16 protein-coding genes and 1 tRNA gene are annotated in these 14293 nt (G+C 55.0%); 7 read left to right on the plus strand and 10 right to left on the minus strand.

Going from position 1 to position 14293, the window contains the following annotated elements; translation table 11 throughout:
- Positions 1–20: 20 nt before the first annotated feature.
- A complete protein-coding gene (locus HB779_RS14870) occupies positions 21–872 on the plus strand; it encodes a LysR family transcriptional regulator (protein WP_188343094.1) in 852 nt (283 codons plus the stop codon).
- 52 nt (positions 873–924) lie between these two features.
- Here HB779_RS14870 and HB779_RS14875 read toward each other — a convergent pair whose 3' ends face one another.
- A complete protein-coding gene (locus HB779_RS14875) occupies positions 925–1689 on the minus strand; it encodes a hypothetical protein (protein WP_188343095.1) in 765 nt (254 codons plus the stop codon).
- A gap of 379 nt (positions 1690–2068) precedes the next feature.
- Here HB779_RS14875 and HB779_RS14880 point away from each other — a divergent pair, with 379 nt between their 5' ends.
- A complete protein-coding gene (locus HB779_RS14880) occupies positions 2069–2416 on the plus strand; it encodes a hypothetical protein (protein ID WP_188343096.1) in 348 nt (115 codons plus the stop codon).
- Between the two features lie 182 nt (positions 2417–2598).
- Positions 2599–3426, plus strand: coding sequence for an FkbM family methyltransferase (locus HB779_RS14885; protein WP_188343097.1), 828 nt, complete (start codon positions 2599–2601; stop codon positions 3424–3426).
- A 135-nt stretch (positions 3427–3561) separates the two neighbouring features.
- Here HB779_RS14885 and HB779_RS14890 read toward each other — a convergent pair.
- Positions 3562–3637: transfer RNA gene (locus tag HB779_RS14890), tRNA-Thr, on the minus strand.
- Between the two features lie 154 nt (positions 3638–3791).
- Here HB779_RS14890 and HB779_RS14895 point away from each other — a divergent pair.
- From HB779_RS14895 to HB779_RS14905, 3 genes are all read left to right on the plus strand, one after another.
- Positions 3792–4565: an NAD kinase gene (locus HB779_RS14895; RefSeq protein ID WP_188343098.1), complete on the plus strand. Its 774-nt coding sequence runs from the start codon at positions 3792–3794 to the stop codon at positions 4563–4565.
- A 189-nt stretch (positions 4566–4754) separates the two neighbouring features.
- Positions 4755–6311 (plus strand): DEAD/DEAH box helicase, encoded by a 1557-nt coding sequence (locus tag HB779_RS14900; RefSeq protein ID WP_188343099.1) that lies wholly within the window; start codon positions 4755–4757, stop codon positions 6309–6311.
- 10 nt (positions 6312–6321) lie between these two features.
- Positions 6322–6714, plus strand: a complete 393-nt coding sequence (locus HB779_RS14905) for an NUDIX domain-containing protein (RefSeq protein ID WP_188343100.1) — start codon at positions 6322–6324, stop codon at positions 6712–6714.
- Positions 6715–6747: 33 nt separating this feature from the next.
- Here the strand turns inward: HB779_RS14905 and HB779_RS14910 are convergent, their stop codons facing one another.
- Together HB779_RS14910 and sufA are read right to left on the minus strand one after the other, a co-directional pair.
- Positions 6748–7071, minus strand: coding sequence for a TfoX/Sxy family protein (locus HB779_RS14910; protein ID WP_188343101.1), 324 nt, complete (start codon positions 7069–7071; stop codon positions 6748–6750).
- Positions 7072–7173: 102 nt separating this feature from the next.
- Positions 7174–7548 carry a Fe-S cluster assembly scaffold SufA gene (sufA, locus tag HB779_RS14915; protein WP_188343102.1) on the minus strand — a complete coding sequence of 125 codons (375 nt, stop codon included), beginning with the start codon at positions 7546–7548 and terminating at the stop codon, positions 7174–7176.
- Positions 7549–7672: 124 nt separating this feature from the next.
- On the opposite strand from sufA, the gene HB779_RS14920 reads away from it, so the two are divergent.
- Positions 7673–8278 (plus strand): hypothetical protein, encoded by a 606-nt coding sequence (locus HB779_RS14920; protein WP_188343103.1) that lies wholly within the window; start codon positions 7673–7675, stop codon positions 8276–8278.
- Here HB779_RS14920 and HB779_RS14925 read toward each other — a convergent pair.
- From HB779_RS14925 to sufB, 6 genes are all read right to left on the minus strand, one after another.
- Positions 8275–8622: an LPXTG cell wall anchor domain-containing protein gene (locus HB779_RS14925; RefSeq protein WP_210302594.1), complete on the minus strand. Its 348-nt coding sequence runs from the start codon at positions 8620–8622 to the stop codon at positions 8275–8277. The two genes, HB779_RS14920 and HB779_RS14925, sit on opposite strands and share 4 nt — an antisense overlap.
- Before the next feature lie 4 nt (positions 8623–8626).
- Entirely contained in the window at positions 8627–9055 is a 429-nt protein-coding gene (locus tag HB779_RS14930; RefSeq protein ID WP_188343105.1) for an SUF system Fe-S cluster assembly protein, read from the minus strand.
- Positions 9052–10293 (minus strand): cysteine desulfurase, encoded by a 1242-nt coding sequence (locus tag HB779_RS14935; protein WP_188343106.1) that lies wholly within the window; start codon positions 10291–10293, stop codon positions 9052–9054. The genes HB779_RS14930 and HB779_RS14935 overlap by 4 nt, the downstream gene beginning before the upstream one ends.
- A gap of 76 nt (positions 10294–10369) precedes the next feature.
- Positions 10370–11641, minus strand: a complete 1272-nt coding sequence (gene sufD / locus HB779_RS14940; RefSeq protein ID WP_188345943.1) for a Fe-S cluster assembly protein SufD — start codon at positions 11639–11641, stop codon at positions 10370–10372.
- Positions 11642–11651: 10 nt separating this feature from the next.
- Positions 11652–12407 (minus strand): Fe-S cluster assembly ATPase SufC, encoded by a 756-nt coding sequence (gene sufC, locus HB779_RS14945; RefSeq protein WP_188343107.1) that lies wholly within the window; start codon positions 12405–12407, stop codon positions 11652–11654.
- Between the two features lie 281 nt (positions 12408–12688).
- A complete protein-coding gene (gene sufB, locus HB779_RS14950; protein WP_188343108.1) occupies positions 12689–14218 on the minus strand; it encodes a Fe-S cluster assembly protein SufB in 1530 nt (509 codons plus the stop codon).
- Positions 14219–14293: the final 75 nt, after the last annotated feature.

A 14293-nucleotide genomic window follows, 5' to 3' on the forward strand; every position in this document is an offset into this window, starting at 1 on the left:
AACCATCATGAGTAAAAATTATGGATTTTGACCCCACGCTTCTGCGGGCCTTCGTCGCCGTCAAGGAATCCGGTAGTTTCACCCGCGCTGCAAACCGACTGAATTTGACCCAGTCCGCAGTCAGTCACCAGATCAGACGGCTTGAGGAGCAAGTTGGCAGATCATTGCTGTACCGGACCACCCGAAACGTGACACTGACCGAAGATGGCACCGATTTCCTGCGCCATGCCGAGCAGATTTTGCAATCCCTGGATGCGTTGACACGGCGTTTTCAATCGTCGCCCATTGCTGGCATCGTGCGCTTCGGTGTGCCGGAGAATTTCATTGGTGATCGCCTGCCGACACTTCTATGCCAGTTCGCACGGGCATTTCCCGCCGTGCAGCTTGATGTCAATGTCAGCATGAGCCTCGACCTCGGTGCGATGGTCAAGGCCTGCGAGCTTGATCTGGCGGTGGTGATGGCCTTGCCGGACATGTACGAAGGCACCGTCCTGCGCAAGGCGCAGTTCGTCTGGGTTGCTGCAGATATTTTTGAAAGGCCGCAATGCGGCGTGTCACTACCCTTCGCCTTCATTCCGGCGCCATGCATCAACCGCAAGGTCGGCGTCGAAGCGCTCGACCGCATCTCTGCCGACTGGCACGTCGTCTTCACATCCGCCAGCCAGCAGGGCATTCGTGCCGCCGTGCTATCGGGCCTTGCGATCACAGTGATGACCCGCGATGATGTCGAACCCGGCATGAAGATCATCGACGGTGAATATGGCCTGCCCCCGTTGCAGACTGCCGATTTCACCCTGATCTGGAGCGCCGAGGGTCACACCGACGCAAGCTGCGAATTTGGCCGGATGATTACGGAAATGGCGAAACGTTGATCAGTCGATATTTCGCCAGATCATGTGATTGGTTAAAGCTGCTCAACAAAGCCTACTGCAATGGCAGGGTTTGCGTCGGTACGCCGGTCCCCCGCAATAGATTATTACCGTAAGACACGACTGCTCCGCCATTGACGATGGTCAGGGCTGCCGGGCTTCCCGACAATGTCGACCGGTTCAAAATGAGCGAAGCCACACCATCCACTTTGGCTGAAAACGTGACGTTCGCGTCAAGGAAGCTATCCTGCATAAGTATGCTGTTGGCACCGGACAGAGGTTTCATATTCACGCCGCCGATATTCGCTGTGAGCAGAACATTGTCGATCACCACCCGAGCATTGGTTCCTTGAACATCGACACCGAAACCAGTCCCGGCGCGAAAATTGCGGATCGAAGAGTTGCGGATCAATAGATTTCCTGCCCCAATCATACGCACACCGTTCAAGCCGGTGCCTGCTCCCTCGATATCAAGCCCATCCAGAACAACCCTGTCCGTTGCCGCTACGTTGACGATAATGCCATTGGTTCCTGTAGCCAAAACACTTGGAGTTCCAGCCGCAGCGACAATGCTGATCGATTTGGTGATGGTCACGGTCCCAAAACCGCCCACGTCGATATTGTTGATTTCCCCGCCGGCGGCAGTTTTGGAGATCGCTCCCGCGTAAGTCTTGCACGGTGCGGTGCGGCTGCAAGGATTGACGTCATCGCCCACGCCCGACACCCATGTCCTTGTTGCCTGCGCAAACGATCCTGTGGTCAGCAAAAGCAGGGCGACCATCGCTGCCGTGATGTATTGAAAAACGGTCCGTAGCATCATCAATCCCCCGATTGCGGAAACAGATCCTCCTGATTTTAATCAGGAAATTTCTTTTTCCCGTTGCAGCATCTGTTATTGATGCGTGCGGTAGAATTCTTGTCTGAATGTGCATGACACACATATTTAGCCGAATATGACTTCAACAGTGCATTTGAACGATAATCTTCTTCGTTTTTTGCAGCCGCAAGACAAAATACGAATTTTATATTTGATTGTATTATATATTTTTGCAGATCGCCTATTCTTCAGCTTTGATAATCATAGTAGAAATGCGTTGCGCTGATAATGCGCCGCAGATTTCCTGATTGAACCGGTAACCAAGGGGATATGTATGCACGTGGGATTGCTGAAAATTCGACTGCTTCTGGCCACTCTATTCATGGCTATCATCGTCCCGCTAACTTGTTTGTCTTCCGGCGCAGCCGGTCTTGCCGACGACCCCAAACAACCGGCGCAACGCCTCGATATCAGAACATGGCTGTCAGAAGACGAGATCCGGGCAAATCCCCATCTCGTCATCACGGTAACCTTCAGCCTCACTCAATCCGGTATGGTTGAAGGCACCCCTGAGGTAAAGGCGACAGGAAGCGATGCTGCGGTGCTGAAAAAAGTGACGGATCGCGCGCGCAAAGCCGTTCTCGATTCAGCGCCCTATCAGTTGCCGCCGGAGAAATATGACCTTTGGAAGAACGTGGAACTGACATTTTACACCGATCCAGCCAAGTAACTCCGTAGCATGCCAAATGGTATTGGGTCCGGGTCCAGCAGATTTTGCTTCGTGTGACTACTGCTGCATGACCATCAATTAACAACGTAAGTTGATTTAACCGAAAATAATTTTCGCACCGATCTTTCAAATATTTCAATAAAAAACTAGCTTATAGTTGTGGTCTGGGGAGCAATAAAGAATTGAACTACCCATTTAACGAAAACGTAAAATATCGCGATCGGCACATTCCATTCTGTATTGCAGACGCAACAGGTTATGAATGGTACGTTGCTACTGATGACAATCACAACTGGTTGCGCGAAAAATGCCTGTACTTTGTGGAACCGGGATCATATGTGGTGCATTGCGGTGCTCATCATGGAATTATGACGGTTCTTTTTGCCGAAAAGACCGGCCGCAAAGGCAGGGTAACGGCTTTTGACGCACTGCCCTTCAACGCGGATGTTGTTGCAAAGAATGTCGAGTTGAACAACCTGCGAAATGTCAAAACCTATGGAAAGGCCATCGGCGACAGGACCGGCAGTCATAAAGTGCTTGCTGAAAGCAGCAACGTCATTCTCAATGATATTCAAGTCCACGCTCCTGATGGAGATCTGATCGTCGACGTGATCGCACTGGACGACGCCATGCTCGGCGATGTGGATTTTCTAAAGATTGACGTTGAGGGCCATGAAGTTGCGGCTCTACTCGGCGCGCGCCACCTCCTGCGCCAATTGCCCTTTCTCGATATTGAAATACACAATTTTTTGCAGGTGAACGCCCATGCGCATTGCTTTGCAATATTAGATGCGTTGCCCGTTGACGGCTATCTGTTTTCGATTGATGAAAGTACGCATTGGTGTGAGGCTCATGACATCAATATGTACTATCTGACAGCGTTGCCTAACCCGCATCTCTTGGCAAAGCCAAAGCCACGAACCCGGATCGAGAAGTTTTTGCGACGTAAATTCGATATCGTTCTACCGGCTTGGATCCACAAGCTGTTGAATCCAACACCTTCCCGCTGATGCGACTCGATATCCCTCAAAGAACAATATGCAAAGAATTGTGAAGCGTGACACTTGGTTTCAGGTCTCACAAAATCTCATGATTCCCTCATGTTTCAAGGGAAAACAGCGATTATTTAAATATAGAAAGAAAAATGGTGCCCTCAGAGAGACTCGAACTCCCGACCCTCTGATTACAAATCAGATGCTCTACCAACTGAGCTATAAGGGCAGCGGCGTCCGATTAGCACAAACATTCGCCGTGTAAAATGAAAAAACACCACTTTGTGAAATTTTCCCGCTTTTTTTGAATCATCGCCATTTTGCAGATCAACCGTGCCGTGCTACGCGATACGTCTTTGAGACGCTCCGACACGCAGGCAGCCATGAACCGGAATATCGAAACCTTCGCTTTTCTTTCCTCCGGAACGCCGGAATCCGATGCGGCCATGCACGATCTCGTCAAGCTTTACGGGCAAAGTGCGCCCAAAGATGCCGATGTCATCGTCGCGCTCGGCGGTGATGGTTTCATGCTGCAGACCCTGCAGAACCATATGAACCAGGGCAAGATGACCTATGGCATGAATCGCGGCTCTGTCGGTTTTCTCATGAATGAGTACCGGGAAGCAGGCCTGAAAGAGCGTGTGGAAGCTGCACAGGCCGAAACCATCCGTCCGCTCAAGATGGTGGCGGAATCGGTTGAAGAAGGCACGGTAACCTCCTTTGCGCTCAATGAAGTGGCTCTGCTGCGCCAATCCTATCAGGCAGCCAAGATCCGCATCACTGTCGACGATCAGGTGCGGCTGGAAGAATTGATCTGCGATGGCGTGATGGTGGCAACGCCTGCGGGCTCCACGGCCTACAATCTGTCAGCGCAGGGGCCAATCCTGCCGCTCGATGCACGGCTGCTTGCCCTCACCCCGGTATCGGCATTCCGCCCACGCCGCTGGCGCGGTGCGCTGCTGCCAAACAAGGTTACAGTGCGGCTGGATATCCTCGAGCCGGAAAAGCGGCCGGTAAACGCAGTTGCCGACCACACGGAAGTAAAGTCGGTGCTTTCGGTGACGGTGGAAGAGGCCTCGCAACTGCGCGCCACTATTCTGTTTGACAAGAACCATTCCTGGAATGAACGAATTCTGAAAGAACAGTTCCTTTATTGACAACATTAGCTTAAAATGATGAACAATTGTAACGGACTCTTAAATCTCACGGGATGCAAGAGTTGACTTTTGTTGGTATGGGCCCTAACGCCATTCCAAGAATACACTGTGCAATACAAAGCACCCATTCCATTGGCAAAAATGACGGACATGTGCGGCATCGACTGCAGATAGAAAGTTAAACCTCCATTGACCACGTTCGCTGATCTGGGCCTTTCGCCGAAAGTGCTCAACGCTGTCGAAGCAGCAGGATACACAATCCCTACTCCCATTCAGGCTGGAGCCATCCCGCACGCGCTGCAGCGCAAGGATGTTCTTGGCATCGCCCAGACGGGGACCGGCAAGACAGCATCATTCGTGCTGCCGATGCTGACGCTGCTTGAACAGGGCCGCGCACGTGCACGCATGCCGCGCACGCTGATCCTTGAGCCGACGCGCGAACTCGCGGCGCAGGTCGAGGAAAACTTTGTCAAATACGGCAAGAACCACCGGCTCAATGTCGCGCTGCTGATCGGCGGCGTGTCCTTTGATGACCAGTTGCGCAAACTCGAACGCGGCGCTGACGTGCTTATCGCCACGCCCGGCCGTCTGCTGGATCATTTTGAGCGCGGCAAGCTGCTTTTGACTGGTGTCGACATTCTGGTTATCGACGAAGCTGACCGCATGCTTGATATGGGTTTCATTCCCGATATCGAACGCATCTGCAAGCTTATCCCGTTTACCCGGCAAACTCTGTTCTTCTCGGCCACCATGCCGCCCGAAATCACCAAGCTGACCGAGCAGTTCCTGCATGCGCCGGTGCGCGTTGAAGTGGCGAAGGCTGCCACGACCGCCAAGACCGTCGAACAGCAGCTGGTCAAATCCGGCAAGAAGGATTGGGAAAAGCGCGCCAAGCTGCGTGATCTGATCCGCGCCGAAGAAGAAGGCCTGAAGAACGCGATCATCTTCTGCAACCGCAAGAAAGATGTATCGGAGCTGTTCCGCTCGCTGGTCAAGCACGAGTTCGATGCAGGCGCCCTGCATGGCGACATGGATCAGCGCGCACGTACCACCATGCTGGCCAATTTCAAGGACGGCAAATTGAAGATTCTCGTGGCCTCCGACGTGGCGGCGCGCGGTCTCGATATTCCTGATGTCAGCCACGTCTTCAATTTCGACGTTCCGGTGCATTCGGAAGACTATGTGCACCGCATCGGCCGTACCGGCCGCGCCGGCCGCTCCGGCAAGGCGTTTACACTGGTCACTCCGGGTGATGTGAAACATCTGGCATCCATTGAAAAGCTGATCGGTGAGGACATCAACTGGTACGATGGCGACCTCAGCACTCTGCCCGTTTCCGAGGAAACCGACGAAGCGCCGCGCCGGGGCCGCAATGCCCGCGGCGGCAAAAGCGAAACCAAGCGCAAGCCGCGCAACGAGGGCCGCGAGCGCGAACGTCCGCAGTCAGAAATCGATATTATTGCAGCGGCGGAAAAGGCCAAGGAAACAACCGGCGAACAGCCTGTAATCTCCGATGAGCCGGTCAAGCGTGCAGCCGAAAAGCCGCAAAAAGCTGCCATCAAGGCCGACAATGAACGCCGTGCCCGTCCAGCGCCTGCGCAGCAGGAGCAGCCGCGCCGCGAACAGGAACCACGCCGTGAACGCGAGCGTGACTATCACCGCCGCGATCGTGGTGACAACGAGCCGTCACCGGTTGGTTTTGGCGAGGAAATCCCTGCCTTCATGCTGATCGACACCAAGATCTGAGGTTTTTATCTTGAAAGCTCCGGGCGTTGGGTGCGGGATGGTCTTCTTAAAGGACGGCCATATCCTCCTGTTACAACGCAAGAAAAGCCCGGAAGCCGGTGCTTGGGGAATCCTCGGCGGCAAGGTCGACTTTCTTGAAACTGCCGAACAGGCTATCCGGCGTGAAGCGCTGGAGGAGACCGGTCTTATAGCCGGTGAAATCGAACTGCTTGGCCTCAGCGAACAGCTTTTCCATGATGAAAACCAGCATTGGTACGGTGTGCTGTTCCAGGCGATAAGCTTTTCCGGCGATATACAACTGCTTGAGCCGGATAAACACGGCGGGATTGAGTGGTTTGCTCTCGACAATTTGCCGACAAAACTGACGCTCCCTACAAAGCACGCGCTGGATTTAATCCGCTAAACGGCCTGACAGTCTGCTAGCTGTTGTTCTGGCCTACGCCTGCCGCGCTACACGCAGCGACGCCTCATAAGCCTTGCGAGCCCATTCGGTCATAATGTCAGGGTCATCAAACGCATCGGCTGGTACGGACCAGTATGGCATATTGACGACCTTCGACTTGCCCTCATAGTTCCAGCGGCGGCAACCCGCAGCCTCGAAGTCCGGCGCAGAAACCGTATCGGCCTTTAGGAGGATTTCATCCGCCACTTCCAGCGCAATGATAAGCCCGTTGTGATAGATGCCCTTGCCGCCAAACATGCGTTTGATGGTGACAGGCCCGAGGCCGGAAAACAGATCGTGAATCGCATCATTGTCCATGGACAGAGTATTGCAGGCGGCGCGGCGCCCGTCACGCGCAAAAACAACAATGGGAGCAGACTATAAATCCACTCCCACACGGCAATCCAATGACAGGAAAAATCAGGAAGCGACGGAGGCCAAAGCTTCCGGCTTGGCTGGCGTCAGCTCAACCGATTCGCCGCAACCGCAGGCCGACGTCTGGTTCGGGTTGTTGAAAACGAAGCCCGTGCGCAGGGTCGTCACTTCAAAATCCATCTGCGTGCCCAAGAGATAAAGCACGGCTTCCGGCGCAACAAACACCTTGGAGCCGTCCTTTTCGACGATATCATCGCCCGATTTGGCTTCTGTCACCAGATCGATGGTGTATTCCATCCCGGCGCAGCCGCCTTTTTTGATACCGACCCGAATGCCCAGCGCATTCTCACGCGCCGCCACAATCTCGCTTACGCGGGCAGCGGCAGCGTCAGTCAATGTCATGACAGAAAAACGACCCATTTATCAGCTCTCTTGTTCAGACCGTACCAAGAACAGTCAGTACCATAGTTAGTGTTACACAACCGTCACCGCAAGTGTTCAAACTCATCACACTCTATAAACCCGCACGCAGAAGGCAGAAATCATGAATTACCGCCATCTCTTTCTTTGCAGTGCCGCCGGACTGGCGCTCAACCTGACACCTGCGCTGGCGCAGGAGGCCAAAAAGCCCGAGGTCAAGCAGGAAACAGCGACGAAACCAGCAGCACCTGCCGAAGCCAAGCCGGAGACACCGGCTAAGGCCAAGGAAGCCGCCGAAACACCAAACCAGTCGGTACCGGACTATTTTGACGAGCGCAGCACACCGGAACAGGTGGTGAAATCCTACTACAATGCCATCAACCGGCAGGAATATTCCCGCGCTTACAGCTATTTTGCCGATGAAGGCCACACACAGCCCTTCCCGCAATTTCAGGCCGGATACGAGAACACCGTCTCGGTCGAACTGCGCCTTGGCAAGGCTGAGAGTGAAGGCGCTGCGGGCTCGACCTATTGGAGCCTGCCGCTGGCCATTGAATCCAAGCTGAAAGACGGCAAGACCACGGTCTACAACGGCTGCTACCGCCTGCGTCTGGCCAATGCAGCCATTCAGGGCGTGCCATTCGTGCCGCTGTCAATTCTGGATGGCACATTGCAGAAGTTCGAAAAGCCGCTGGATCAAAGCGTTCCGGAGGGCTGCGAAGCGCCTTAAGCCGCCTTCATCTGCTTTCGCCGCAGAAATACGCCGCCGAGGACAAATACAAGCCCCAGTCCCATCAGGAACATGGCCACGGTATTGCTGCCGATTTCACTGTTGTTGGCCGCGCTGATGGCACGAGCCGCACTTTGTGCGTCTGTTGCGGTCATGGCCGTGGCAAATGCCACTTCCTTGCACTGATCAACCGTAGCCGCGTCGGCTGCACGGGCGGTCAATGTTTCCCGGCATTTTTGCGTCAATTCGGCATTGGCCTGTGGCGGGCCACCAACAAAACTCAATGCACCGCCGCCGCCCAGAAGCAGCAGACCGAGAATAATCAGAATGATAGGCTTCTTCACCAACTCAATACCAGCCGACGGCGACCTGCGCCTCTTCCGACATACGGTCAGGTGTCCATGGCGGATCGAAGGTCATCGTCACATCAACGAAGCTGACACCCTCGACAGAGCTGACGGCATCCTGCACCCAGCCCGGCATTTCGCCCGCCACCGGGCAGCCCGGCGCGGTCAACGTCATCTCGATCTTCACAGAACGATCATCCTCGATATCGATCTTGTAAACCAAACCGAGTTCATAAATGTCAGCCGGAATTTCCGGATCATAGACAGTCTTCAACGCGCCGATAATGTCATCGGTCATGCGTGCGAGCTCATCGGCAGGAATGGCAGACGCGGAAACGGCACCGCTCACTTCCGGGGCTGTTTCAACGGCTTCCGGCTTCTGTGTTTCGTCTTTTTCCAGTGTCTCGACTTTATCGGCCATGGTCATCATCCAAAGAATTTCCGCGCCTTTTCCAGCGCATCGGCGAGAACATCGATCTCGTCTCTCGTATTATACATCGCAAACGATGCACGGCATGTGGACGTTACACCGAAACGTTTCAAGAGCGGCTGGGCACAATGTGTGCCGGCACGCACCGCAACACCCGCGCGGTCAATAACCATCGATACGTCGTGAGCATGAATGCCTTCGAGTTCGAAGGAAATGATAGCACCCTTGCCCTTGGCATCACCAAAGATACGCAGGGAATTGATCTGGCGCAGCCGTTCATGCGCGTAGTCGCGCAAATCTTCCTCATGCGCCAGAATGGCGGCGCGGCCGATCTTTTCGACATATTCAATGGCAGCACCCAGACCGATCGCCTGCGCAATCGGCGGAGTACCTGCTTCAAAACGGTGCGGCGGATGATTATAGGTGACGATATCTTCCGTCACTTCTTCGATCATCTCGCCGCCACCCTGAAAAGGGCGCATCGCTTCGAGCATTTCCTTGCGGCCGTAGAGCACGCCAATGCCCGAAGGGCCGTAAATTTTGTGACCGGTAAAAATGTACCAGTCACAGCCGAGATCCTGCACATCCACCGGCAGATGCACGGCACCCTGACTGCCGTCAACCAGAACCGGAATGCCGCGCGCATGGGCAATGCGGACGATTTCCTTGATCGGCGTAACCGTGCCGAGCACATTGGACATATGGGTGATGGCCACCAGCTTGGTGCGGTCAGTCAGCCGTGCCTCAAATTCCTCGATATGGAATGCGCCCTGCTCATCGACAGGCACCCAGACCAGCTTGGCGCCCTGCCGCTCACGGATAAAGTGCCAAGGTACGATGTTGGAATGGTGCTCCATGATCGACAGGACAATCTCGTCGCCCTCACCGATATTCGGCATGCCATAGCCATATGAAACCGTATTGATTGCCTCAGTCGCCGACTTGGTGAAAACGATCTCGTCCACCGATGCGGCGTTCAAAAAGCGCCGCACATTTTCGCGCGCCTTTTCATAGGCATCCGTCGTGGCATTGGAAAGGAAATGCAGGCCGCGATGCACATTGGCATATTCATGCGAATAGGTATGGGTAATCGCGTCGATCACCGCCTGCGGCTTCTGAGCCGAAGCGCCATTATCGAGATAAACCAGCGGCTTGCCGTAGACTTCGCGCGACAGGACCGGAAAGTCGCGGCGGATAGCCTCGACGTCATAGCCACTTCGAATGATCTTCGTATCCATATTGCCCGCGCTTTCCTGCGTTTCAGTCGGGTGTTTCACCTGAAATCATGCCTGCCGGACCAGCCGGCAGCCTTGATCAGACGTGAGCAGCCAGCCACTTGTCGAGAATGGCTTCCAAAGCCTCGACCAATGGTTCGCTTTCCAGCTCTTCGATGATTTCGGCAACAAAAGCCTTGATCAGCAGCCCGCGTCCGTCGCTTTCCGGAATACCGCGCGCCTGCAGATAGAACAGGTGGTTGGCATCGATTTCCGTCACCGTCGCACCGTGGCCGCAAGCCACGTCATCAGCGAAGATTTCCAGCTCGGGCTTGGCATCGAACTCGCCATCGTCAGACAGGAGCAGTGTGTTGCAGGCCATACGCGCATCGGTCTTCTGGGCAATGCGGTTGACCTTGATCTGCCCCTGAAATACGCCGCGTGCGCGATCTGTCACAACATTGCGGATGATCTGGACCGATGTCGTGTTTTCCACGAGATGGCCGAGCGTCATCGTCACGTCCGTATGGCTGTCACCGCCGAGCAGATTGACGCCGCGCAGCTGGAAATCCGAACCTTCGCCCTTCGACAGCACATGCACTTCCTGACGCACCAGCTTGCCGCCCGCATTGACCACATAGACCGTCAACTTGGCATTGGTGCCGATGGTTGCTGTGAACTGGGCCAGTTGCGTGGCTTCAGCACTGTGTTCACGCAGGATAATCCAGATGATCTTGGCGTCGTCGGCAACTGTGATATTGCTGATGCTGGTGGAAAAACCTTCGCCCTCGCCGCCGGTCTGGCGCTCGATAACCGTCACCTTCGAGCTCTTGCCGAACGTAACCGGAAAACGCACATGGCCCTGCCCGCGCGCCTGCACGTTTTGCAACTCCACCGGAGTTTCCAGTTCAATGCCATCGGCAAACGATATGGACCAGCCATCGGTGACATAAGCCGCATTGATCTGGCCAATTGCATCGTCACCGTCGCGGATCGCCAGATGACGGATCATCGAACCATCCGCCAGCTTGTCGCCGACCTTGGTAAATTCGACACCTTCAACGCGCGGAGCGTTCAGAGCCACGCCATTGGAAACCGTCGCGATAGCCGAACCTGTAATGACCGGGCTCAGCGCATTGGTGCCGGCCGCGCTGTCATGCGCCGGGATGCTGCGCAGTAACGTGCGCAGATCGGTATAGTGCCAGGCTTCGACGCGGCGGGATGGCAGGCCCTGCGTCTTCAGCGCCTCAATCGCATTGTCGCGCGCACCGACAATCTCGGCATCGCCGGGCAATTCGCCCATCCGGTCGACGAAGGAATCGACCAGTGCCGCTTCTGCGGCCGTCGGCTGACGTCCTGTGTGAACATTCATCATGCGATCCTCAGGCTGCTTCGCCGATGATATCGGCATAGCCGTTCTCTTCGAGATGGAGGGCGAGGTTCTTGTCGCCGGACTTGATGACCTGTCCCTTGTAAAGAACATGCACACTGTCCGGAACGATGTAATCGAGCAGGCGCTGATAGTGGGTGATGACAATCACCGCACGGTCAGGTGAACGCAGCGCATTGACGCCGTCCGAAACGATCTTCAGCGCATCAATATCGAGGCCTGAATCGGTTTCGTCTAGAACGCAAAGCTTTGGCTCCAGCAGTTTCATCTGCAGGATTTCCGCACGCTTCTTCTCACCACCGGAGAAACCGACATTGAGCGGGCGCTTCAGCATGGCGATATCCATGTCGAGCGATGCGGCAGCTGTCTTTACCCGGGCAATGAATTCCGGAATCTTCAGGGGCTCTTCACCGCGCGCCTTGCGCTGCGAGTTCATCGCCACTTTCAGGAATTCCATCGTCGCAACGCCCGGTATTTCCATCGGATACTGGAAGGCCAGGAAAATGCCCTTGGCGGCACGTTCGGACGGATCGAGCTCCAGAATGGACTCGCCGTTGTAAAGAATGTCGCCTTCGGTAACTTCATAGTCGTCGCGGCCCGCAAGAATATAGGACAGCGTCGATTTACCGGAACCATTCGGTCCCATGATCGCCGCAACTTCGCCCGCCTTGACCGTGAGGTTCAGGCCGCGAATGATTTCCGTATCCGTATCTGCGATCTTCGCATGAAGATTTCTGATTTCCAGCATTGTACTACCCTTTGAATTCCTGGGATCAGCCTCGGCGATCCCTGCTAAATCTTTTGTACGTTTTGGCGCTCAGCGCCGAAAGTTTCATCACCAGCGGCTGATTAGCCACAGATAACTGCCGTAGGCTGTCCCGCAAATTGAAACGAGTGCTATGAGGAATCGCACTGTTCCAGGCAGCCGAAGCAAAAACCAACCAGGGCCTTCTACGCGTTCTCGCAGATAAACATATCTGGACTTATCTTCCCGCTTGGCCTCAGGTCTGGTGTCGTCTGTTGCCATCCTTATCCGACACTCCCTTCAAGGCTGATGCCGATCAATTTCTGCGCTTCGACCGCAAATTCCATCGGCAGTTCCTGAATGACTTCCTTGACGAACCCGTTGACGATCAGCGCAATCGCTTCTTCCTCGGGAATGCCGCGCTGCATCACGTAGAACAGCGCATCTTCGGAAATCTTCGAGGTTGTCGCCTCATGTTCGAACTGCGCCGTAGCGTTCTTTGCCTCAATGTAAGGCACCGTATGCGCGCCGCAATCATTGCCGATCAGCAGCGAGTCGCACTGGGTGAAGTTACGCGCATTCTCCGCCTTGCGGTGGGCCGAAACCTGTCCGCGATAGGTGTTGTTCGATTTACCAGCCGAAATACCCTTGGAAATGATGCGACTCGAGGTGTTCTTGCCCAGATGCAGCATCTTGGTGCCGCTGTCGATCTGCTGATGACCATTCGAAACGGCAATCGAGTAGAATTCGCCGCGTGAATTGTCGCCGCGCAGGATCACCGACGGATATTTCCAGGTGATCGCTGAACCGGTCTCGACCTGCGTCCAAGAAATCTTGGAGTTCTTGCCACGGCAATCGCCACGCTTGGTGACGAAGTTGTAGATACCGCCTTTTCCGTCCGCATCGCCGGGATACCAGTTCTGCACGGTTGAATACTTGATCTCGGCATCATCCAGCGCGATGAGCTCGACAACAGCCGCATGCAGCTGGTTCTCGTCGCGCTGCGGTGCCGTACAGCCTTCGAGGTACGACACATAGGCGCCCTCTTCGGCGATGATGAGCGTGCGCTCAAACTGGCCCGTATCCCGCTCGTTGATGCGGAAATAGGTCGACAATTCCATCGGGCAGCGAACGCCCTTTGGCACGTAGACAAACGAACCGTCGGTGAAGACAGCCGAATTCAGCGTTGCGTAGAAATTGTCGGAAACCGGCACCACGGATGCCAGATACTTTTTCACCAGTTCCGGATGTTCGCGGATCGCCTCGGAGATCGAGCAGAAAATGACACCGACCTTGGCCAGCTCTGCCTTGAACGTCGTGACCACAGACACGCTGTCGAATACGGCATCAACCGCAACACGGCCGGATTTGTAGACATTGTCGCTGGCTTCTTCGTCCTCGTCCGAAGGGCTTGGTTCGCCCATCTTGCGCACGCCTGCCAGGATTTCCTGCTCTTTCAGCGGAATGCCCAGCTTCTCATAGGTGCGCAGCAGCTCCGGATCGACCTCGGCAAGCGATGTCGGGCCCGTCTGGTTCTTCGGTCCGGCGTAATAGACCATATCCTGGAAGTCGATCTTCGGGTAATTCACCCGCGCCCATGTGGGCTCTTCCATGGTCAGCCAGCGTTCATAGGCCTTCAGACGCCATTCCAGCATCCATTCGGGCTCACTCTTCTTGGCCGAGATAAAGCGAATGATATCTTCGCTGAGGCCTTTGGGCGCCTTATCCATTTCGATAAGGGTCTCAAAGCCATACTTGTACTGGTCCACATCCAGGGTGCGAACCTGATCAATAGTTTCCTGCACGGCAGGCATTGGCGTTCTCCATCCTCGCGGGATTCAAGGTCCCGCAGTTGCAAACGTCAAGGCGTGTGTCGTCTTGAATATTTG

This window comes from Phyllobacterium sp. 628 (assembly GCF_014189505.1).
Classification (GTDB): domain Bacteria; phylum Pseudomonadota; class Alphaproteobacteria; order Rhizobiales; family Rhizobiaceae; genus Phyllobacterium.